Origin of the sequence: Microcoleus sp. Z1_B2 (assembly GCF_036700325.1) — a bacterium.
Classification (GTDB): domain Bacteria; phylum Cyanobacteriota; class Cyanobacteriia; order Cyanobacteriales; family Microcoleaceae; genus Microcoleus.
Genome location: NZ_JAUBOQ010000041.1, coordinates 49371 through 71244 on the forward strand (window position 1 = coordinate 49371; position 21874 = coordinate 71244).

Genomic DNA, 21874 nt, shown 5'->3' on the forward strand with positions numbered 1-21874 from the left:
AATTTTGGGAAAATTATTGCCACAAAATACCCTTAAAAAATCGCGTTGATTTATGTCGCAATTGCGCTCATACAGCAGAGAGAAATTTGAATACTGCAAAAAACATAGAACGCTGGTTTGAAGGAATATTTATTCTCGGCCGATCGCATAAAAGGGCAAGCTATGCCAAGATTGCCCGTGCAGTGGACAAAAGTAGCGTCAGCGACCGCGCGTTGCACCAGGAAGTAAGCGGTAAATCGATAAAGTTGAGTATTTTTGACTTAACTTATAGCGCTTGTTGGGTAGATGAGGTAAACAATTGAACTGAAAAAGCTTGAGAACACAGGATTTCGGCGTACTCTCTCTTTCTGAGAAAGGCTATACATAGGTTTACATCGGTCTTATGGAGCGGGTAGGATAAAAGTATGGCAACAATCGACATCCTAGGGGTTCGGCACGCTTACGATTTGACGGCTCCGACTTCAACTTCCCCGGTTCTGGTATTTGTCCACGGCTGGCTGTTAAGCCGCCACTACTGGCAACCTTTGACCGATCGCTTGGCATCAAACTATCAGTGCCTTACCTACGATTTGCGGGGGTTTGGCGATTCTCAATCCGACGGTGGCCTTCATCATGGGCATTCCGAACCGCTAAATTCCTGCTACACTCCGGCAGCTTACGCTCGCGATTTGGAAATTTTACTCGAAAAACTCGATATATCTTCTGCTTGGCTGGTGGGACACTCTCTGGGCGGTACGATCGCCCTTTGGGGAGCCAGCAAATTCTCCGATCGCGTTAAAGGCGTGGTCTGCATCAATGCAGGGGGCGGCATCTATCTTAAGGAAGAATTCGAGCGGTTTCGAGCGGTAGGCAAGCAGCTAGTGACAATGCGTCCCGGCTGGCTGCCTCGGTTGCCGTTAGCAGATTACGTGTTTGCCCGCGATTCTGTAGCCCGCTCGATCGGCAGATCCTGGGGACGGCAGCGCTTAATAGATTTCGTGGGAGCTCATCCAGATGCAGCTTTGGGGGCTTTGTTGGACTCCACCACAGAAGCCCAGATTCACCTCTTGCCACAAATTGTGTCCCAACTCAAGCAGCCTGTTTATTTTATTGCTGGCACTAAAGACAAAATTATGGAACCAAAATACGTGCTGCATTTGGCTAGCTTTCACTGGATGTTCCAAGGTTGCGGCGAGAATGTCCTTCAGCTTCCCGATTGTGGCCATTTGGCAATGGTGGAACAGCCGGATGCAGTGGCTAGTTACCTGCAAAATATTCTGAAAGAACATGATTAGATGGCATGGGGCATGGGGCATGGGGCATGGGGCATGGGGCGTTAAAACTTACAAATAACCAATAACCAATAACCAATAACCAATAACAACTGACTTCTTCCTTAACCTAAAATCTGTTATGTTTAAAGAGGTAAGTCTGCCCGATCGCCATTTTGGTACAGACGTTTCGATTAATATAGCGACTTTCAACTCTAAATTCTAATTCTGCTTAAATATCTGTGCGCGTTAACCTCACCGATCGGCAACAACACATCCTTTGGGCAACGGTTCGCCACTACATAGCAACAGCGGAACCCGTTGGCTCAAAAGCTTTGGCTGACGAATTCAACCTCAGCGTCAGCCCAGCTACAATTCGCAATGCGATGGGGACTCTTGAAAAAGCTGGACTGCTTTATCAGCCCCACACTTCGGCAGGACGAGTCCCCTCTGACTCCGGCTACCGAATTTATGTAGACCAGTTGATTCAGCCGTCTGATACGCTGGCCCGCAAGGTGGAACAGGTACTAGACCAACTCAATTGGTCGGACGGTCGCATGGACGCGGCACTCCGCGGCGCTGCTCAAATCCTGGCAACTATCAGCGGTTACATAGCCATGATCACCATACCGCAAACCAATATGGCTTGCTTGCGCCACTTGCAACTGGTGCAGCTAGAGCCGGGAAAGGTGATGCTGATAGTGGTGACGGATGCCTACGAAACTCAGTCGGTTTTGGTGCAGTTGCCGAGGGATGCAGAAGGTAACACGCCTGATGCCGAAATTGTCGATCGCCAGTTGCAGATTTTGTCGAATTTTTTGAACAGCAAGTTGCGGGGACGATCGCTCTCGGAACTCTCGGCTGTAGACTGGAGCGAGTTAGGCCGGGACTTTGAGCTGTACGCTGAGTGGATGGGAACTATGCTGACTGCTTTGAGCAGCCGCCAAAGCAATCCAACCTACACGCGGATTCTGATCGGCGGTTTAGCAGAAGCGCTGCGCTTGCCTGAGTTTTCGCAGTTGCAGCAAGTTCAAACCCTGGTGCAATTGCTCGAACAAGAGCAGGAACTGCTTTGGCCTTTGATTTTTGAATCGCCGGAGTTAGACACGCCAGGGAAGCGGGTAACGGTGCGTATTGGTTCGGAAAATTCTTTAGAACCGATTCGTGGCTGTACTCTGATTTCTTCGACTTACCGCCGGGGATCGGTGCCGGTGGGTAGTGTTGGGGTTTTGGGGCCGACGCGGATGGTTTACGAAAATGCGATCGCGGTTGTGGAAGCTGCGGCGGATTATTTGTCAGAAGCTATTGGCGGAAATCGAGTTGGTTTTCCTGATGGGGATCGAGGGCGATCGGATAATCCTTTGTTAGATGCACCCTAATTTGATAGCCCCAAGCTTAATTGGCTTGGGGTTTTATTGTCTGTGGATGTACTCACAACCTTTAAAAACCGGGTTTGGTGACAAAAAAACTAGGCTTTTATACTCTTTTTGGGGCAAGAAACTAAAGCTTGGCAGTTGACAAGAGAGTTTTGTAAACAACCCGGTTTCTGTGTCCATGAGTGGCTCGGAAAGTGGCAGGAGTTGCGGGCGATCGACTTTCCAGCGATCGCGAGAAAGAGATGGCGATGGTGAGCGATCGGGCCTTCGCAGAAAGTGGCCGCGGATCGTTAGTCGAACGGCGGGTTTAGCAGCCCAACTGACGAGTTTTGTTGCCAACCGGGTGGGCTGCTAAAACCGCTCTAGGGATAGCGGCTATGACCAATGAATAGATGAGGCGTCCACCCTGGGAGCGTCGATTCCCAAGGCAGCAGAATGTCAAAATATTAAGACATTTTAGAGAGTTCGTCAAAAACAACTAAAAAAGATTAGTGTGGATAGGAAAGCAATATTTCTTTTGGGAATAGCCCGGGTTAGACAATTGCAAATAACTTGCAGTGAATTTGGCTTGATTGCCACTCCATAAAAAATTTAACCGCTGAGTTAAGATCGAAACGAAATTTAGGGAATTTTCTTTTAGCATTCAATGAAATCGACTGATAAAACTAAGAATACCTTTGCGATAACAACGCCTCTGTATTATGTAAACGATTTACCTCACGTTGGCAGCGCTTATACGACTATGGCTGCGGATGCCCTAGCGCGATTTGAGCGGCTGCGGGGAAAATCTGTTTTGCTGGTTACGGGGACGGATGAACACGGGCAGAAAATTCAGCGGACAGCCGAGAGTTTGGGACGATCGCCCCAAGCTCACTGCGATTCAGTGGTTCCGGCGTTTGAGACGCTTTGGGAGCAACTCGATATCCAGTACGATCGGTTCATTCGCACAACTTCGCGGCGTCACGAGTACATTGTCAAAGAATTTTTCCAGCGCGTCTGGAACTCCGGCGACATCTACTTGAACCAGCAACAAGGCTGGTACTGCGTCTCCTGTGAAGAATTTAAGGATGAACGGGAATTGTTGCCGGGAAATCGGTGCTCTGTCCACACCACCAAGGAAGTTGAGTGGCGCGACGAGGAAAATTACTTTTTCCGTCTGTCACGGTATCAAGACCAACTGCTGGCATTGTACGCAGAACGTCCCGACTTCATCGCGCCGGAAAGCCGACGCAACGAAGTGCTCAGTTTCGTCAACTCTGGACTGCAAGACTTTTCCATTTCTAGAGTGAATCTCGCATGGGGTCTGCCAATGCCAGTTGACCCCAGTCACAGCATCTACGTGTGGTTTGACGCTTTGCTGGGATACGTCACCGCCTTGCTAGATCCGGACAGCGACCCGATTTTGGAGAATGCTTTATCTAAATGGTGGCCGGTTGACTTGCACTTGATCGGCAAAGATATTCTTCGCTTCCACGCAGTTTACTGGCCGGCAATGCTGATGTCAGCGAATCTACTGGTGCCGGGTCGCGTTTTCGCACACGGGTTTTTGACCAAAGACGGCAAAAAAATGGGGAAAACGGAGGGTAATACTTTAAACCCTGTCGAATTGGTCAACAAATACGGCGCTGACGCAGTACGTTACTATTTCCTTAAAGAAATTGAGTTCGGAGAGGACGGCGATTTTAACGAAACTCGGTTTATCAATATATTGAATGCTGAGCTAGCAAATGATTTGGGGAATTTGCTTAATCGTACCCTAAACATGGCTCGCAAATATTGCGGTGCCTGCGTACCAAATGTGTTGGGAGAAAACATTGAGGGCGATAACCTTCTCAAGGCTATGAGCCTGGATTTGGGCGATCGAGTAGCGGGTTTTTACGAAGAGTTGGCTTTTAGCAAGGCTTGCGAAGCCGTGCTTGCATTAGTGCGAGCCGGGAACAAGTTTATTGACGTGCAAGCACCTTGGAGTTTGTACAAGCAGGGACAGATCGAAAGTGTTGAACAAGTGCTATATTCTGTTCTGGAATCTGTTAGACTAGCATCTTACCTTTTATCGCCCATTATTCCCAATATCAGCAGCGCTATCTATCAACAGCTAGGTTTTTCAATTGACTTTAACGATCGGGTTACAGTTAACAGTTTAGCGAATTTTGCAGCTCATGCTGCCTGGGGCGCTTTGCCTGCAAACCAAACTCTGGGGGAACCCCAACCTGTTTTTAAGCGGATCGAACTGCTGTAAACAGTACCTTCATAGTTGGCAGCCAGCGCTCTGGGTGTGATGACAGACTACGAATTAGCAGTTATTTCCTTACCAATCTTTCATAAAAATTGAGGCATAACAATCATGTTGAATAGAATAGAAAGCAACGACCTTTTTACGCCGGAACAGGTACTAGAAAATCGTGGTAGAGTGGCAATTTTTATTGACGGTTCTAACCTTTTTTACGCGGCTTTGCAGTTAGGAATTGAGATTGATTACACTAAGCTGCTGTGCCGTTTAACTGCGGGATCGCGGCTGCTGCGCTCTTTCTTCTACACGGGTGTCGATCGCACTAACGAGAAACAGCAGGGGTTTTTGCTGTGGATGCGCCGCAACGGCTACCGGGTGATTTCTAAGGATTTGGTACAGTTGCCAGATGGTTCTAAGAAGGCGAATTTGGATGTAGAAATCGCTGTGGATATGATGGCTTTAGTCGGGTCTTACGACACGGCGGTTTTGGTGAGCGGTGACGGCGATTTGGCTTATGCTGTAGACGCTGTGAGCTATCGCGGTGTGCGGGTAGAGGTGGTGAGTTTGCGATCGATGACGAGCGACAGTTTGATTAATGTAGCCGATCGCTATATCGATTTGGAAATGATTAAGGACGACATCCAAAAAACATCGCGCCCTAATTATGCTTACCGCCCTTTGTCTGGTTTGAGCTTGATGGAGGAACACGACGACAGATAGGGATTTGGTAATGGGTAATTGGTAAGGGTTAATAGGTGATGATTAATGGGTTGAATCATTGAGAATTAGAAGTTAAAAATTTAGACAAAGCATGACACATTTTTAATTTTTGATTAAGTGTTTTTCACGACCCAATTATCAATTACCAATTCCCCATTCCCATTCCCAATTACCTATTATCAATTCCCTATTCCCAATGATTCATCTCCAATCCCAAATTCCCAATCTCAACTCCCCAAAATTGAGGCTGCTATTTTTAGCAGCACTGATTTTGGGGATTGGTGCTTGTGCAGTTCCGCAAGAGACTCAAAAGAACAAATTAGCTGAGGATCTCCAAACTGCTCAACAGTCAAACAGCACTTTAACTTTAAACAAAGTAACTCTAGAACAAGCAAACGAAAAGGGCGAGACGTTCTGGAAAGTCAACTCACAAAATGCCGTTTACAGCAAAGACAAAAAAATAGTTAACGTTCAGAAACCTGTAGGCAAATTGTTTCAAGATGGCAAAGAAATTTACGATATTCAGGGAGAAACTGGCCAGGTATTTCAGGAAGGAAATCAAGTTTTTCTCAAAGGTAACATAGTCGCTACTGACCTTAAAAATGGAGTGGTATTGCGGGGAAATGAGTTGGAGTGGCGGCCAAAGGAGGATGTTTTAGTTGTCCGCAACAATTTGACGGGAGAGAACAAACAGGTGACGGCTTCAGCGAAGGAAGCGCGGGTTTTCACTAGGGCTAAGAGGATGGAGTTATTCGGCTCTGTGGTGGCGAATGTTAAAGATCCGGTTTTGCAATTGCGAACCGAGCACTTAGTGTGGTTTATGGATCAACAAAAGGTAAACAGCACCAAACCTACTCAAATTGACAGATACAAAGATAAAATAGTAACAGACAGCGGTTTTGCCGACCAAGTAGATGTAGACTTAAAAACCAAGATTGCGACGCTGACAAAAAACGCTCAGTTGATGCCTTCTGATCCGCCGCTGCAAATAGAAAGCAGTTTGATGAGTTGGAATTTTCCGGCGCAATCTGTGGTGTCGCCTGGGCCTGTGAAGGTTTTTCACCGCGTGGAAAAGGTGACGATGACTGGGGATACGGGGCGGGGAGATTTAGAGAAAAAAGTTTTTTATTTGACGGGCAATGTGGTAGGAATTGGGGAAAAACGTCAAGCTCAATTAAATACCGATCGCGTAACGTGGTATTTAACTAATCAGACTTTTGATGCAGAAGGAAATGTGGTTTATCGGCAGCTAAATCCGGTGTTTAATTTGACTGGGCCGAGGGCGGCGGGAGAGTTGAAAAATCAAACTGTGATTGTTAAAGGCGACGGTGGTGGCGGCCAAGTGGTTACGGAATTTGTACCGGATGAGTATCAGGGAACTTTGGGAGAGTAGATGGGATTGCAACCGCAGATGTTGGCAGATGAGCGCATGAACGCTGTATGAATGCTGTTTAACGCCACACTCGCCTCAAATTCAATACAAATCCGGGCAGTACGTCTTCGCCAGACAACTCGGCTGGATCGATATTTCTACTTCTGCTTGTTGTCGGTAAATCTCTACCCGCCGATTTTGCGGGTCAATTAACCAGCCCAATCTCGCTCCATTTTCCATATATTCGCGCATCTTCTCTTGGAGGGTTGAGAGAGAATCCGAGGCCGATTCCCTACGGGATAGCTTCGCTTCACGCAATTCTACTACAAAGTCTGGACACAGCGGAACAAAGCCTTTTCTTTCTTTTGCAGTTAATGCTTCCCAGCGAGCTCGACTCACCCAGGAAGCGTGGGGAGAAAGGCGAGCACCGTTAGGAAGGATGAATCCGGTAGAAGAGTCAAAGCCTTCTCCTAAATCTTCGTTTGCTTCACACCAGTTGCCTACTTGCGTACTGATACTGAGGTTGCGGCTGCCTGATTCGCCTCCGGTGGGTGGATTCACTATTAATTCTCCTTGTGCGGTTCTTTCTAATCTCAAGTCGGGATTTGCCAATGCTAGGATATCGAATTGTTCGCCTGTGACAAAAAGGGCGATCGCATTTGGCAATTCTATAGAGATAGTTTCTGGTTGAGTAAATGTTTGTACCATATTCAATTGTTCGCTTTTTTAGGTAGAAATCGGTCACAAAAAACCTAAAACTAATAGACATAAATTCTGTAGGGGCGGGTTCACGAACCATCTCTGACAAACATCAATCAATATAATAAACCCGCCCCAACCCAACCAAAAATACCAAGGTACCGCCCACCCAAATTACAAATGTACCGTGAATTTGTTGGCTAAAATATGGATGTAAATTCTGGCGGGGGAGGGCGGGTTTATCAGATTGTTTGATTTGTTTCAAAGATGGTTGGTGAACCCGCCCCTACATTGTTGACATCGTGCGGGGGAGGGCGGGTTTATCAGATTGTTTGATTTGTTTCAAAGATGGTTGGTGAGCCCGCCCCTAAATTGTTGACAATTTTGCAATATATCAGATGCTTTTTACAACTGTCCGAAACCTTTTTTAGGCTTATCTTTTTTCTTTTTCTTCTTCTGCTGGGCACCCATATAGCCACGGGAACCGGGCTGCATTCCTCCGGGGCCGCCCATTCCCGGCATTCCCGGCATTCCCGGCAATCCTCCCATTCCTGTAAAGTTGCCTTGACTCATTTGCTGCATCATTGTACGCATTTTCTGGAAATCGCTGACGAGCTTTGTTACGTCGTTTTCTGCGTAGCCTGCGCCTTTGCCGATGCGGCGGCGGCGGGATGGAGAACTTGCTAAAAGTTCGGGATTGCGGCGTTCTTCAACTGTCATGGAATTAATCATGGCTTCGGTGCGTTTTAGCTGCACTTCTCCCTGCCGCATTTGTTCGTCTGAGAGTTTGTTCATCCCCGGAATCATTTTCATGATGCCGCCGAGGGAACCCATATTTTTTAACAGTCTGGTTTGTTTGAGAAAGTCGGTAAAGTCAAACTTTGCCGTGAGCATTTTCTCTTGCATTTTTTCGGCATCGGCGATGTCGAATTCTTCTTGCGCCCTTTCTACTAGCGTCAAGACATCGCCCATGCCTAGTATTCTCGATGCCATGCGATCGGGATAAAATGGTTGCAAGGCTTCCACTTTTTCGCCGACGCCGACAAATTTAATCGGCGCGCCGGATATTTGCCGCACGGATAAGGCTGCACCGCCGCGGCTGTCGCCGTCTAATTTGGTTAAGATTGCGCCGGTAATGCCGATTTGTTCGTGAAAGGTGCGGGTTAAATTTGCTGCTTCTTGGCCGGTCATGGCATCAACAACTAACAGTGTTTCGTGGGGTTGTACTGTTTGTTTGATGCGGCCCAATTCTGCCATCATGTCTTGGTCGATTTGCAGGCGACCTGCTGTATCGACGATGATGGTATCAATGCCAATTTGTTTGCCGTGTTCGATGCCTTGGCGGGCAATTTCTACGGGGTCAATGTCTTTGCCTAATTCAAATACTGGTACGTCGATTTGTTTGCCGAGGGTTAGCAATTGGTCGATCGCGGCTGGTCGATAAATGTCGGTTGCGACTAGCAGTGCGGTACGATTTTGCTTGCGGAGGTGGAGTGCTAGTTTGGCGGTAGCTGTGGTTTTCCCGGTTCCTTGCAAACCAGCCATCAGGATAACTGTGGGCCCGGATTCGGCGGTGGCTAGGGGTACGTTGGTTTCCCCCATGACGCGCACGAGTTCGTCGTGGACGATTTTGATGAATTGTTGGTCGGGACGGACGCCTGAAACGACTTCTGCGCCTTGTGCTTTTGCCGCTACCTCTGAGATGAAGTTTTTGACGACTTGGAGGTTGACATCGGCTTCCAGGAGGGCGCGGCGGACTTCTTTGAGCGCGTCTTGGATGTTGGACTCGGAGATTTTATTTTGTCCGCGCAGTTTTTTCCAGGTGGATTCGAGTCGATCGGCAAGGGCTTCAAACATAGGGCATTGTTGGCTAGTCAGTCTTTTTAATTTTAAGGCTAAATGGGGCTGTTTGGATGCAAGTTTTGCTAATTTTTCAATAATCCTTTCAGGGCGGGCTAGAAGCCCACCCCACAAGCAAATTATTCATGTGTTGTGAAACAGGCATCTTGCCTGTTCCTAAAACTGCTATAAGATGTGAGTTTTTACGCGGATTGAGGCTGAAACTACTTCAAATTCATGTAGTAGGGTACGTTTTGACAAACCCTACTTTCTGGAATAGGATTAAAGTATTTCCGTCACGTTGCCACAATTTTAATGTCTGCTTATGCCCAAAAAGATTCGAGAGCTCAAAAGCCTGCTACTAAAAGCTGGGTTTACTTATCGTTCGGCAAAAGGCAGCCATACAAGATGGGTTCATCCCTTACTACCTAATGAACCAATTACCATTGCTGGAAATGATGGCGATGATGCGAAACTGTATTTAGAGAGAGAAGTTAATCGAAAAATTGGAATATTGAAAGCAATTGAAGAAGAGGAACCTGAATCATGAAATTACCTTATATAATTGTTATTCAATGGTCGGATGAAGATAACTGCTACCTAGTTCACTTACCTGATTTTCCATCTCAGCAGTTCCACACTCATGGAGATACCTACGAAGAAGCTTTGCAGAATGCAGTAGAGGTATTAGAGCTTTTAGTTGAAGAATATCAGGTAGATGGTAAATCTCTCCCTGAACCTAAAACTCTAGTAGAAAACTTGCTGTTTGCTTGATTATTGATTTGAAGCGATCGCCCTTCCCAAAAAAACAGGCGATCGCTCTTTTTTGTAGAAGGGCGATTGTTTTTATATTTGGATGTTTTGAAGTTATTTGATGTTGGTTTTTATGTATTCTGCGATCGCTGGTTGGAGTTGGAAGAGGGTGCGATCGCCCTTTTCGACTTTTTCAATTAATGACCTCCGTCTCAAGGATTCGACGGCTTTGAGGAATTCTGAAGGGGACAATTCCAGAAGGGCTGGTTTTTTGGAAATTTCAACTGCTTTGTTTTGATTTGCCAACCAGGACATTACTTGTTTTTCGCTGTCTGACCAACGCTGAAAATGTTGGTGCAATAAATATTCTAAGTCTCCTAAGACTAGGCTATCATAGGATAAAAATTCAGAAATATTGCCGCTAAACAAGTCTTGAATTGCAGCGGCTATGGTATTTAACCACAAGGGATTTCCTCGGTAAATGTCTATCAATTTTGACCAGTTTTCCGATTCAAGTAAACCTTTTTCTATAAATATTTCTCGCGCTGGTTCGCCTAAACCATTGAGTTGCAAGGTTTGACAATTTTTTGGGTTGCTTTCTAAGGCAGCAATTTCTCTGGGTTTTTCCCAACTAATCAAAATTAGGCAACTGTTGTGGCATGATTCTGCTATTTGTTTGAAGAATGCGCCGTAGTTTTCATAGCCAGGTTGGTAGTTTCCTGCTAGTTGTTGGCTGCTGAAAATTGTTTGCACATCATCGAGAATGATGAGACAGCGGTGCGATCGTAAATATTGTAGGGGCAATCCCCCCGTGGTTGCCCCTTCTTCTTCGGAGGGGGCTGGCACGGGGGCACCGCCCCTACAGGATTGAATTATGTCGGTTTGGAGTGTTTGGAGGGCTGGCGCGTTGCGGAGGCTTCGCCAGATGATGCAGTCGAATTCGTGTTGAATTTGCGGGATTAGTTGGAGGGTAAGGGCGGTTTTGCCAATACCGGATAAGCCGAGGATGGTGATGAGGCGGGTGCGGCTTAAAATCCAGTTTTCTAGGGTGGAAAGTTCGGATGTGCGATCGAAAAATGTCGAGATTTCGGGTGCGTCGGATAAGTCTAATTGCTGTATAGGTTCGGAATTGCTTATTTTTTCGTTAAATTTATCCTGGTCTTGCGGTTCAGATTGTGAGGCTTCTGGGGAGTGCAAACTTTCAGCAGAGATGTTGCCAATATGGATGCAGCCATTCCCGACAAGTGAGACAATATTAGAAGCTTGTAAATTTTCCAATTTAGCTCTAAAGTTTGCTTTACATACTTGTTCCTCACCTAATGCAACTGACATAAGCTTCCACAATTTAAAGCCAACTTCTTTAACATATTTCTCTGAACGGTTGTGATGCTGTGCAATTTCTTTATATTTCTGATTGTCCCAAGCGCCGCGCAGTATAGCTTTTTGCAGACTATCTAAGTGTTTTCCTGTAGTAGTTAAAGCTAGATGGTCTGTAAATTTTAAGGCTTCTTCAACGTCCATCGGTCACGTATATGCAAGGGGTTGACCAGATTATAACCCAACTAAATATGACTTTTTTAGTAGCAACCAACTAAATATGACTTTTTATGACCTCCTTGGGATGGAAAAAACTACTAAATATGACTTTATATGGCTTGAAAATTTTGGGCAATTAGGAAATAATTTATACTTAAAGCAGAAAATGTTAGGCTCAGCGCTAGTTGTATCTACCTGTTATGACACAACCGAATATTTTGGAACTCGCGAAACAGGGAGATGCAAAGGCGATCGCGCTTCTGCTGAACCGCCAGCTACAAGCCAAGGGCATCACCGCCGCAGCTTCCCTTAAGGATGGTTGTTTACAGGTGATGCTGGAATCGGCTGAAGCGCCTAGTCAGCAAGTCTTGGCCGTGTGGGTGAGTAAGTCGATCGCTGGTTTGGGGGCTGCATCGATTGAGAAAGTCAAGGTTTACGGGCGACAGACAGGTGCGAAGGTGCCGGCGTGGAGTCAAGAGTTTGAAGTGGCGGGGCAAAAGTTGCCTGTTACGGATGTTACAGAGGGGCGGGCAATTTCTAGTGAAAATACGGAGTCAAATCAGCTTAGTTTGAAGGAACGGGCTAAGCTTGGGGATGTGGAGGCGATCGCATCTCTGTTAAATTTTCCGTTACAGAATAAGGGGATTAGTGCGACTGCGAGTTTGCAAGATGGTTGTTTGCAGGTGATGCTGGAGGGCGATCGGGTTCCTGATGAGGAGGCTTCTATCAGGATTGTCCGCAGGGAGTTGATGAATTTGAAGGCGGGGGCGATCGCTTCTGTGAAGGTTTACGGGCAGCAGGCGGGTGAGGATTTTCCGGCTTGGAATCGAGAGTTTGAGCTAAAGGCAGAGGTTAGTTCAGATTCAAAAAAATTATCAACAGATAAATTTGCAAATTTGACTGATCTATTGACTCCGATTATTGAGCTGCTTAGAGAACGAAAATTTAAAGAATTGTTAGACATCGGTCAAAATTATATTAATGAAAATCCAGATCGTCAAAAACGTTTGATTGTAGTAGGAGTTATTGTCTTAGCAACTCTAACCTTTAAAGGAATACCTTTTTTAGGCTTCAATCACAATATTAAAGGCTCACTAACACTCAAGGATGACTTCTTCGGTGGAGTGGGTCAGTTTTGTAATGGAAAAGGAGGTTACGGGGATATTAAAAGTGGTAGGCAGGTGCTAGTAAAAGATCATAAAGGAGAAACCATTGCGACTGGAGAGTTAGGCATAGGTAAAATAATATCTGATAACCACTGCCAATTTTCTATCGAAGTGAATGGTATAAGAAAAGCAGAGTTTTACACAATTCAGATCGGTAGGCGAGGCGATTTGACATATTCATATCAAGAGATGGAGGATAAAAACTGGGAGCTAAACGTGTCTTTGGGTGATTGATTTACTGGGAAGAAAAGGAGTAGTTTATGATTTTTGTAATTCCGTTTATTATGGGCGCTGCTGTTTTAGCTACTGCTGCGTATGGCGCTGTGAAAGGTACTGAAGGCTTTGGTAACATCAATCAAGCCAAGGAAATAGGAGAACGATCCCAACATCGACACGAGAAAGCAGTCAGCGATCTAAAAGTAGACTGGGAAGCAGCCAACAGATTAGCAGAAGTTTACGGTCAACTGCAAATTCGTGTAAGGCATCGTACTATTGGGCGGTTTGTGGCTTTCATCGAACGCATTGGCCAGAAAGCTTCCCAAAGTGATATGAAATTTTTAGCGGGACTAGAAGGCATATCAATTCAGCAGCTAAAAGAATACAAAACTGTCGCGCTGGAAGGTCAGGAAGTATTCCAAGGTGTGACTTCATCCGCAGGGGCAGGCGCGGCGGCTGGTGCTACAGCAGTAGGCGTGGCCCAAACTTTTGGGACAGTTGCAGTTCCTCAATTTTTTGGCTTGTTTAGTACCAATGTAGCTGTTTCTCAACTCGGTATGTCTGGTGTGGCGGCGTGGTTAGGCGGTGGCAGCATGGCACTAGGTGGGGCTGTACTCGGAGGTATTGCACTTGGCCCTGCTTTAGCTGTTGGCGGTTTCCAAATTGCAGGTAAAGGTGAGGAAGCTTTAACGAAAGCACGTGAATACGAAGCTCAGGTTAACGTTGAAGTTGCCAAAATTGAAGAGGCTAGAGATTTCATCCGACAAGTCGAACGGCGAGTCAAAGAATTAGGCAAATTGGTGTCTGAGTTAGATAGCCGCGTTGCTCTACTTCTCAACGAACTTGAATCAAAACCCTTTGATCGAGTTCAAGATGCTGCTAAGTTTCAACAGGTAGCCCTACTGGTGAAAGGCCTTGTAGAAATTATGAAAACCCCTGTGTTAGATAGCCAAGGAAATCTGAATTCTGCCGTGGCGAATATTCAAGCAAAATACCGTAATATGTGAGGAAATTAACAATGAGCAAAATAGCAGCGTTTGTTAGCGGTGCTGATGCCTTTCAGCAAGTTATTGCACATTACCTTGAGTACAAGCAAATCGCTGAACAAGAGCGGACAAAGCGCCGTGAAATCAAAGCTTGGGAAAAGGAAAGCCTCGCCAAGATTAAAGCTCAACGTGACTTATTAATGGAGTACCTCGATCGCTCTTTTGATGAACGATCGCAAAATTTTAATCAACTTTTCGATGTGGTCGATCGAGCAATAGCATCTGGTAATAATGAGCAACTGGGATTAGCATTAGATTCGATTACAGAGCTTGCTAAGTCTAGCCCGTTTAAAGAACTGGCTAATTTATCTTCTGTGCAGGCTGCTCTCGCCGATCCCAACCACGAGTGGAAGTTTTAATTAGCTAGCTGTTAAACGATTATTGATAAACTAGAGTGGGGATTCCTCCACTCTAAAGGAGAGTAAATCATGGCTGACATTGAAAACCTTCTAAACCAACTGCCAGAAATTGCCGAGGAAATGAAACTTACTATTGGCAATCCTAGTGAAATCAGACGTGAAATTGGGAAGATCGATAATCTTATAAAGCGACTAAATACTATTGGCAAGGAACTTGAAGAAGTATTAAATAATGAGAGATTCAATAAAGGATTTTTGGGAGCGATACCTTTGTTAGGCGCAGTTGCGGGCTGGTTCATACCTGGTGGATTTTTAGTAGATGCACTTGTATCGGCAGGGAGTGGCTTACTTGCTGAAAAATTGGGCGACCCAGATAAGGAAACGTCTCTTGCTGACTTAATAGAAAATGTTGAAAACTTAATTGAGTGGGGCGATGGTTTAAAGAATATAGCAGAAAATATTTTAAATGATTCACAATTATTGATCAAGCTAGAATGGGAAAGGAAATCTCTAAGTATTCCAGAAGAAGTAAGGCAAATTGATGAAAATTTAAGAATTCACATAGACTTTGATGAAGAGCAAACTTTAAGGGAACAAGTTCAGCAAATAAAGGTAGCTCAAGAACAGCTAAAACAGGTTCTGCCCAAACTGGATAGTATCCTACACAATCTTGAACGTAATGTCGAGCCAATTGAGCGCATAAAAGCTTTTATATCTTACTTTGGGGAATCAGTGTTTGCGATAGAATGGTTTGATGAAGAGCATGGGCTTATTATATCTTATGAGGATCAAACTACAACATTAGGAATTATCTTGAATGAATGTGTATCTTTAAAAGAAAAAGCTAATGCTTTAATTGACCGGGCTAATAGGTTAAGAGGACAGGCTGAACAATCTCTTAAACACCTAGAAAAAGAACGCCGTCGCAAGGAACAAAAAAAACCTAGTCGTAAGCAAAGCGAAAGAGCCACACAGACAGGAGAATCTCTAAATACTATTGACAGTACCATGTTTTCAGAGCAAAGACGCGGGGGTAGAAGTGGCTGGATACTGATACTATCCACACTGACTCTAGGAGTTGTGGGTTTTATCGGCTGGAAAACTACCTTTCAAATTTCACCGAGTCAGCAGACAATACCAAATTCGGAAATTCCTCTAAATGTTGGGGAGCAAAAACCAAATTCTGAACCTTCACCCACCTTAACACCGGCTCCTCAGCCAGACCCAACAGCAACAAATTTAGCAGCCGCTCAAAAACTAGCAATGGAAGCTGCCGTTATGACTCAAAATCCACCTCATCCACTAGAAAATTGGCAGCAAGTACAAGGGAAGTGGCAGGAATCAATCAAATTGTTAGAGGCAATTCCCGACAATTCGCCTGTTGCAACTCAAGCTCAAGAAAAGCTAAGTGTTTATCGAACTAACTATCAGGCGATTACTAATAGAATTGTTACTGAACAGAAAGCAGCCACTAATTTAGAATCCGCCCAAAAACTAGCATGGGAAGCTGCCGTCATGGTTAATAATCCACCTCATCCTAAAGAAGTCTGGCAGAATGCTCAATCAAAATTGCAGCAGGCGATCAACTTGTTAAGTTCTATTCCTCAAGGTACATTTGTCGAAGCTAAAGCTAAAGAAAAGCTGGCTGCTTATCAGAATAACTACACGCTAATAAGCAACAGAATCAAAACTGAAACTCCTTGATTTTATCCATATTACCAATTAAGTTTTAAATTACCAGAGATTAAGCCCAAACCCTAGCTGCTGATATCCTAGTTACTACAAAAGTGCGATCGCCCTTACACCCCAATTTGTCAAAAAGCGCGATCGCCCCTCTACTTCCCAAATAATTAGCAGCCTCGCACTGCGTCCCGAAACACTTTCAAAGCTTCTTTTTCTTCCGACATTTGCAGGCATCTCCCCAGCAATTCTAGATCCAAATCCGGCAACAGCATACTCCGAGAAACGCAATCGTAACCCTCCGAGTGCAGTTGGTAAATCGAAAATACTCCGTCTTCCCAAAACCAAACTTCCCCTACGTTAAATCTGCGGTAGTATTCCAGCTTGTTGATAGTTCCGCTAGTAAAAACAACTTCGATCGCCAAATCGGGTGTTTCTCGTTGCCGCCGGTCTTCGCCAAAGTAGTAAGATAAATCTGGTTCCTTGCTGCTGCCTTTTGTTTCCCCTTGGAGTGTAGCACTCCCTGTCGGTGTAAAACTAATATCTTTTTCTAAGAAAAAGATCATTAACATTCCTGCCAGCAGGCATTTAATGGTTTCATGTTCCGGCGAAAGTGTCATAATTTCCACATATCCGTCGAGGTAAGACAAGCGAACACTGCGAGTGTACTCTAGCAAGGAATCCAGAGCTTTGAACTGTTCCCAAGTCATTGATAGCGGCAAAATCAACCGCTGTTCCGGGAGTGCAGTTAATTTGGGGTGAGTGGCAATGGTCATATATACTTTCCCCGATTTTTAGTTTCTACTTTTAGATTAGCATAATAATATATAAAGGGAGAAATTGGGGACTTCGAGCGCTCTTGTTCCCCCCTTGTTAAGGGGGGTTATGGGGGATTTTGCCAGTCTAATTCCCTACAAACAACTAAGCCAAAAACTGGAATTGAGAACCGTTAACTGCCAAAGCAAACGGACTTGCCTGTTCAAATGCACCGATAAGTTCAAAGTTGTCCGTGTTTAAAACTATCCCCACAATCTGTCCGGTAAATATGTTTTCAATCACCATGTCGTTGATGATTCCGTCGTTATCGTAAGCAATCAAATTGTCGTTTTCAAAGAAAAGGTCTAGTTCTGTTAAACCGTCCGTCAAACCGATGCGATCGCCCTCGTCGAAGTTAAAATCGGTAATGACATCTGCTCCATCTATACCAAATGCTTCATCGTTGCTTCTGAGGACGAATATGTCACCACCGAGGCCTCCCGTGAGCACGTCAACTCCCCGATCGCCTGCTAAGAAATCGTCGCCCTCATTGCCCTCTAAATCGTCGTCTCCTTGCCCTCCCCGCAGGATATCGTTCCCGAACCCTCCGAAGATCAGGTCATTTCCGGCGTCGCCCCTAACTACGTCGTTGCCATCATTTCCATCCAGGCGATCGTCCTCTTTCCCGCCGTAAATTATGTCATTTCCGCCACCACCACCGATAATATCATTGCCGTTATTTCCTAACAGCCGTTCGTTAGAATCCGACGAACCTCCTATAGTATCGTTGCCATCGAGTCCCCAAACTCCCCAGGGAAAAGACGCCAAATTTCCATTCCCTACGTTAATCTCATCGGGTGTAGCGAATGCCAAAAGACGTGGCCCGCCCCCAGCAAATACAGGAAATCCCGTCACATCGCCAATAAGATTGTTAACCGTTAAAGCCATAACTATGTCCTTTCAAAAATCCTATTAGCTGTATTATACATTTTAATTATTATATTGCCAAATAGCAAGAATTTGGATTTGGGCTGCAATTTTTAGTTTCTCAATTAATGACAAGCAACCTGTTGAGCTATAGTCAATTACAATTATCAATACTTCGGTTACGCGATCGTATCAGTTACCAATTCCCAATTCCCAATTACCAGGGCTGTGCTTCATTCAACCCAAACCTGCTATATATCTCGCCTTTTAGTCAAATAGCATTAGTTGCTGACCACGAATTTCTTCATGTGGTACCCGCCACGTGATTTATCGGTGGAATCAATTCTTTAATCGAAAATCGAAAATCAGAAGAGCCCCCGCATTTATCCCTAGGGTCAATTCTTTAATCTAAAATAGAAAATCTAAAATCGATTGACACTATCCGCTACTGTCTACCGCTTATAATGGGTGTTACCCCCCAGGCAGTAAACACGTTAATATCACCTATAACGTCGAGACTGAGAGGTTGTTTGTGAATAAAAGTAAAAGTCCCTGGGCCCATCCTCCGAGAAAAAACCCAGTTTCCGATACCCATACACAAACTTTACAAACAGGATATAAGCTCTTTACAAAGCCATAATCGCCGATCGCTGACATTTTTTGGCAAAATCCACTGCTTTCAGGTGTTTTACTCATGTCTACTCCTAAATCGTCTTCCCATCAAAACAACAACTCCGTAAAATCACTGCCAGCGACAGATATCGTCCCAACAAAGCCAGACAGTAACAATCTGCCCAGCGAACCAAGTATAGAACAGCTACTCGAAGCTTTGGCGGGCCAAGTACCCAGTCAATCTTCAGAAATTGAACCCTTGAAAACGTGGAAACAAGATTTACAGCGATTGTTTCAATTTCTCGGCGATCGCCGCGTTTTAATCGCAGTAATGCAACCGGGAACTTTTGCCCTGCGTTACGCTAACGCGGCATTTTGTCGCTTGGCAGGTTGGGAGGAAACGTCCTTGGCAACTCAATCTACCAACGGTTGGTTTGCAGAAACCGACATCACTCTGCTGCAACTATTCGAGGATGGGGACGGCAAAACAGCAGAACAATTGTACCGCCGCCACCTTTTGCACTGGGTATTTAAGCAATATTATCAAATTGACATCGACGGTTTACGGGTGCTAGAAGAACCTGTCATGGCGAGTGTAAAAAATCCCAAACACAGAGAACCTAGATTTATAGAATTTTGGCTGGGTTCGGAACAGTTGAAAATTACTCGAATTGACTCAAAAATAGATGAATTTGCGGATATTTCTTTAAGATTAATGCCTGTAGCGGAACGGGAAGCTTGGCTGATGCAGCCGAATCAACTGGAGAATTTAGCCGATCGATTGCAGTTGGATAATTATCGCGTAGAAGGCTTGCTGTTGCTAGAAGGTTTTGATGTCACCGTGCAGGAGCAAATTCGGCGGCTGACTCAGTTATTGATCGATCAAGATTCGATGCTGCGGCCAGAGAAATTTGAGAGAATCGATCGGTGTTTGCGATCCCTCTTCCATGCTGACGGCACTTTGCTGCTGCGCCCCGACGGCGAACAGGTACAGCTATTAGTTGCAAAAGACGGCCAACATTTGCAGCCGATTCTTTATTCAATGCACTCCCTAGAAGCTTCTCACTTTTTGAAGGCCACAGCAGCAAATCAAGTTTGGAATGTGCCAGACTTGCGTAGGGAGTGCGAAACCGAGTGCGATCGAACTTTGCGGAGAATGGGAACTCGATCGATGCTGCTGGTGCCCCTCGTAGTCAAATCCGTCACCCGCGAGGGGTGCGGGCAGCGGATTTTGGGAGTTGTGGGGCTGTTGTGCGATCGGCCAAATCACTTCAACGGCATTGACGCTCAACACGCCCAAGAACTCATTCCCGCCTTCATTGCAGCCCTGCGGCAAGCCATACAGGAGCGGTTTACCCACATTCACAACATCCATCCCGCAGTCGAGTGGCGGTTCGCCCAAGAAGCAGAAAGGCGAAGTTGGGGACTACCTCCCGAAACAATCGTATTTGCTGATGTTCATCCGCTATACGGAATTTCGGACATTCGCGGTTCTAGCGACGAAAGAAACCGAGCCATTCAAACTGATTTGCTCGAACAATTTCGCTTAGGTTTAGTCATAGCTGATGCTGTTTGCGAAACACAAACTACCCACCTCGGCGAGCAACTGCGACTCGACTTGCTCGACTACATCCAGCATTTAAAACAAAAAGTAACAGTCGATATGGAGGTGCGAGCAGCCGAATATTTAAACGAGCGTTTAGAAGTATATTTTGACTATTTTGTGCAGTGCGGGCCCAAGGTTCAGGCAGCAGTTAAAGCTTACCAAGCAGCCTGTGAAAATGAGCACAACTGCGTTTACAGCGATCGCAACCGCTACGACCAAATGTTGAACCTAATCAGCACCAAACTTCAAGAAACCTGGGCTCGCTGGCAAGAAAAAATGCAGCAAATTTTGCCCCACTACTGCGATATCGAATGCACCGACGGCATCGATCACATGATTTATGCAGGAAAATCGATCGACCCCACATTCAGCCAGTTTCACCTACACAGTTTACGGTACGAACAACTGCGAGCTATTTGCGATTGCGGTCGCACAGTTTTTCGCCTGCAAGCCGAGTCTCAAATCAACATGGAACTCGCACATTTAGTCTTAGTGCAGAATACCACGATCGACATTTTTCACAACGAAAACACCGAAAAAATGTTTGATGTCAAAGGCACTCGCGACATCCGCTACGAACTTGTCAAAAAGCGGATCGAGAAAGCCGTTGACAAAGACGCACAAGAGCGAATTACTCAGCCAGGAATGTTAACGGTAGTTTATTCAACCGAAGACGAATGGGAAGAGTACCAACAATACTTGCGCTACTTGTCTCGCGAAGGTTGGGTCGAGCCAAAAGTTCAGACCGGCATGGTAGAATCACTGCAAGGAGTCAGCGGTTTAAAATTCGCCCGCGTGCGTATTTTACCTGAACCGGAATCTATTTCTACTATCTGTGAAGTTACGGTAGTCAGCGATTGATAACCCGTTCAATCGCCCGTTTGAGGCCTGCGTGCGATCGCTCCCATCTCCTCCTGTTTGAGGCCTGCGTGCGATCGCTCCCATCCCCCTGAAAAACGGTGCCGCGAAAACATCCGGGACTCACACACAAGACCAATATTACATTTAAGATGTTTGTTGACACCAACGACCAAGCCCACATTGTCACTTCTTGTATATTCCGTGTGATGGGAAATCGCCAAATACACGATCGGAATCACACCAAATCTAGATTAAGTAGTGTTAATCTAATCCCAATTATGTCCTGTAATTTATAACTTAAGTGATGTTAACCTTATCAGAATACCAAATAATTTCTACTCTGCACGAAGGCGTTGAAACAATAATCTATCGCGGACAAAAACCGACAGACTCGCCCCCAGTAATTCTGAAAGTCCTCAAAGCCGAATATCCCACCCTCGAAGCCATTACCAGGCTCAAACACGAATATCAAATCAGCCAAAATTTAGACAGCGAACAAATCGTCAAAGCCATCAGGATCGAAACATTTGACCACCGATTAGGAATCGTTTTAGAAGACTTTGGCGGCGAATCCCTCGCCCAACTGCTGGAAATAGAAACCTTGAGTCTGCAAGCAAAATTAAACATCGCCCTCCAAATAGTCAAAGCCTTACAATACCTGCATTTTCACCACATTATTCACAAAGACATCAAACCCAGCAACATCATAATTAACTCGCAAACAAAACAAGTAAAACTAACCGACTTCGGCATTGCTACACAACTCAACAAAGAAAACCCGCAATTTAACAACCCCAACTCAGTCGAAGGCACCTTAGCCTATATGTCACCCGAACAAACCGGGAGAATGAACCGCACCCTCGACTACCG

19 protein-coding genes and 1 pseudogene are annotated in these 21874 nt (G+C 45.4%); 15 read left to right on the forward strand and 5 right to left on the reverse strand.

All coding sequences use genetic code 11. The features are described from left to right. The first annotated feature begins 86 nt into the window (after positions 1-86). The 7 genes from QT984_RS22235 to lptC all read left to right on the forward strand — a co-directional run bounded on the left by QT984_RS22235 (position 87) and on the right by lptC (position 6969). Positions 87-302 carry a hypothetical protein gene (locus QT984_RS22235; protein WP_333053293.1) on the forward strand — a complete coding sequence of 72 codons (216 nt, stop codon included), beginning with the start codon at positions 87-89 and terminating at the stop codon, positions 300-302. 102 nt (positions 303-404) lie between these two features. Beyond that, positions 405-1274 carry an alpha/beta hydrolase gene (locus QT984_RS22240; protein ID WP_333232403.1) on the forward strand — a complete coding sequence of 290 codons (870 nt, stop codon included), beginning with the start codon at positions 405-407 and terminating at the stop codon, positions 1272-1274. 212 nt (positions 1275-1486) lie between these two features. Beyond that, complete coding sequence (gene hrcA / locus QT984_RS22245) at positions 1487-2629, forward strand: heat-inducible transcriptional repressor HrcA (RefSeq protein WP_445243000.1); 1143 nt, start codon at positions 1487-1489, stop codon at positions 2627-2629. A gap of 179 nt (positions 2630-2808) precedes the next feature. Continuing rightward, positions 2809-2937, forward strand: a complete 129-nt coding sequence (locus QT984_RS22250; RefSeq protein ID WP_333208343.1) for a hypothetical protein — start codon at positions 2809-2811, stop codon at positions 2935-2937. Positions 2938-3272: 335 nt separating this feature from the next. Continuing rightward, the gene (metG, locus tag QT984_RS22255) at positions 3273-4865 is read left to right on the forward strand and encodes a methionine--tRNA ligase (protein WP_333053297.1); all 1593 of its coding nucleotides are present in this window, start codon (positions 3273-3275) and stop codon (positions 4863-4865) included. A 105-nt stretch (positions 4866-4970) separates the two neighbouring features. Then, the gene (locus tag QT984_RS22260; protein WP_006631885.1) at positions 4971-5576 is read left to right on the forward strand and encodes a LabA-like NYN domain-containing protein; all 606 of its coding nucleotides are present in this window, start codon (positions 4971-4973) and stop codon (positions 5574-5576) included. A gap of 196 nt (positions 5577-5772) precedes the next feature. Then, positions 5773-6969 (forward strand): LPS export ABC transporter periplasmic protein LptC, encoded by a 1197-nt coding sequence (gene lptC / locus QT984_RS22265; protein WP_333270436.1) that lies wholly within the window; start codon positions 5773-5775, stop codon positions 6967-6969. Positions 6970-7027: 58 nt separating this feature from the next. On the opposite strand, the pseudogene QT984_RS22270 reads toward lptC, so the two are convergent. Both QT984_RS22270 and ffh read right to left on the reverse strand, forming a co-directional pair. Then, a pseudogene (locus tag QT984_RS22270) lies at positions 7028-7656 on the reverse strand (Uma2 family endonuclease). A gap of 396 nt (positions 7657-8052) precedes the next feature. After that, a complete protein-coding gene (gene ffh, locus QT984_RS22275) occupies positions 8053-9504 on the reverse strand; it encodes a signal recognition particle protein (RefSeq protein WP_333208345.1) in 1452 nt (483 codons plus the stop codon). A 307-nt stretch (positions 9505-9811) separates the two neighbouring features. Here ffh and QT984_RS22280 point away from each other — a divergent pair, with 307 nt between their 5' ends. Then, entirely contained in the window at positions 9812-10036 is a 225-nt protein-coding gene (locus tag QT984_RS22280; RefSeq protein ID WP_333208346.1) for a type II toxin-antitoxin system HicA family toxin, read from the forward strand. Further along, positions 10033-10260: a type II toxin-antitoxin system HicB family antitoxin gene (locus tag QT984_RS22285; protein ID WP_190739090.1), complete on the forward strand. Its 228-nt coding sequence runs from the start codon at positions 10033-10035 to the stop codon at positions 10258-10260. The genes QT984_RS22280 and QT984_RS22285 overlap by 4 nt, the downstream gene beginning before the upstream one ends. 93 nt (positions 10261-10353) lie before the next feature. On the opposite strand, the gene QT984_RS22290 is transcribed toward QT984_RS22285, so the two are convergent. Further along, on the reverse strand, positions 10354-11760 hold the full coding sequence (locus tag QT984_RS22290) for an NB-ARC domain-containing protein (protein ID WP_333374964.1): 1407 nt from the start codon (positions 11758-11760) through the stop codon (positions 10354-10356). A 215-nt stretch (positions 11761-11975) separates the two neighbouring features. On the opposite strand from QT984_RS22290, the gene QT984_RS22295 reads away from it, so the two are divergent. From QT984_RS22295 to QT984_RS22310, 4 genes are all read left to right on the forward strand, one after another. Further along, on the forward strand, positions 11976-13175 hold the full coding sequence (locus tag QT984_RS22295; protein ID WP_333208349.1) for a hypothetical protein: 1200 nt from the start codon (positions 11976-11978) through the stop codon (positions 13173-13175). A 26-nt stretch (positions 13176-13201) separates the two neighbouring features. Continuing rightward, positions 13202-14164, forward strand: coding sequence for a hypothetical protein (locus QT984_RS22300; RefSeq protein ID WP_333208350.1), 963 nt, complete (start codon positions 13202-13204; stop codon positions 14162-14164). Positions 14165-14175: 11 nt separating this feature from the next. Next, positions 14176-14562: a hypothetical protein gene (locus tag QT984_RS22305; RefSeq protein WP_333208351.1), complete on the forward strand. Its 387-nt coding sequence runs from the start codon at positions 14176-14178 to the stop codon at positions 14560-14562. Between the two features lie 69 nt (positions 14563-14631). Beyond that, entirely contained in the window at positions 14632-16266 is a 1635-nt protein-coding gene (locus QT984_RS22310; protein WP_333208352.1) for a hypothetical protein, read from the forward strand. A gap of 146 nt (positions 16267-16412) precedes the next feature. Here QT984_RS22310 and QT984_RS22315 read toward each other — a convergent pair whose 3' ends face one another. Next, complete coding sequence (locus QT984_RS22315) at positions 16413-17018, reverse strand: Uma2 family endonuclease (protein WP_333208353.1); 606 nt, start codon at positions 17016-17018, stop codon at positions 16413-16415. Positions 17019-17163: 145 nt separating this feature from the next. Then, entirely contained in the window at positions 17164-17946 is a 783-nt protein-coding gene (locus QT984_RS22320) for a calcium-binding protein (protein ID WP_333053306.1), read from the reverse strand. Positions 17947-18619: 673 nt separating this feature from the next. On the opposite strand from QT984_RS22320, the gene QT984_RS22325 reads away from it, so the two are divergent. Next, entirely contained in the window at positions 18620-21004 is a 2385-nt protein-coding gene (locus tag QT984_RS22325) for a GAF domain-containing protein (RefSeq protein WP_333374967.1), read from the forward strand. A gap of 304 nt (positions 21005-21308) precedes the next feature. Continuing rightward, positions 21309-21874: protein kinase domain-containing protein (locus QT984_RS22330; protein WP_333374969.1), on the forward strand; the 566-nt coding region annotated here is incomplete at its 3' end.

Excerpts from the sequence above, each read along its gene's own strand:
- QT984_RS22240 (WP_333232403.1), top strand. The coding sequence starts at position 405 with ATGGCAACAATCGACATCCTAGGGGTTCGGCACGCTTACGATTTGACG.
- metG (WP_333053297.1), top strand. The coding sequence starts at position 3,273 with ATGAAATCGACTGATAAAACTAAGAATACCTTTGCGATAACAACGCCT.
- QT984_RS22260 (WP_006631885.1), top strand. The coding sequence starts at position 4,971 with ATGTTGAATAGAATAGAAAGCAACGACCTTTTTACGCCGGAACAGGTA.
- lptC (WP_333270436.1), top strand. The coding sequence starts at position 5,773 with ATGATTCATCTCCAATCCCAAATTCCCAATCTCAACTCCCCAAAATTG.
- ffh (WP_333208345.1), bottom strand. The coding sequence starts at position 9,504 with ATGTTTGAAGCCCTTGCCGATCGACTCGAATCCACCTGGAAAAAACTG.
- QT984_RS22280 (WP_333208346.1), top strand. The coding sequence starts at position 9,812 with ATGCCCAAAAAGATTCGAGAGCTCAAAAGCCTGCTACTAAAAGCTGGG.
- QT984_RS22285 (WP_190739090.1), top strand. The coding sequence starts at position 10,033 with ATGAAATTACCTTATATAATTGTTATTCAATGGTCGGATGAAGATAAC.
- QT984_RS22290 (WP_333374964.1), bottom strand. The coding sequence starts at position 11,760 with ATGGACGTTGAAGAAGCCTTAAAATTTACAGACCATCTAGCTTTAACT.
- QT984_RS22295 (WP_333208349.1), top strand. The coding sequence starts at position 11,976 with ATGACACAACCGAATATTTTGGAACTCGCGAAACAGGGAGATGCAAAG.
- QT984_RS22300 (WP_333208350.1), top strand. The coding sequence starts at position 13,202 with ATGATTTTTGTAATTCCGTTTATTATGGGCGCTGCTGTTTTAGCTACT.
- QT984_RS22305 (WP_333208351.1), top strand. The coding sequence starts at position 14,176 with ATGAGCAAAATAGCAGCGTTTGTTAGCGGTGCTGATGCCTTTCAGCAA.
- QT984_RS22310 (WP_333208352.1), top strand. The coding sequence starts at position 14,632 with ATGGCTGACATTGAAAACCTTCTAAACCAACTGCCAGAAATTGCCGAG.
- QT984_RS22315 (WP_333208353.1), bottom strand. The coding sequence starts at position 17,018 with ATGACCATTGCCACTCACCCCAAATTAACTGCACTCCCGGAACAGCGG.
- QT984_RS22320 (WP_333053306.1), bottom strand. The coding sequence starts at position 17,946 with ATGGCTTTAACGGTTAACAATCTTATTGGCGATGTGACGGGATTTCCT.
- QT984_RS22325 (WP_333374967.1), top strand. The coding sequence starts at position 18,620 with ATGTCTACTCCTAAATCGTCTTCCCATCAAAACAACAACTCCGTAAAA.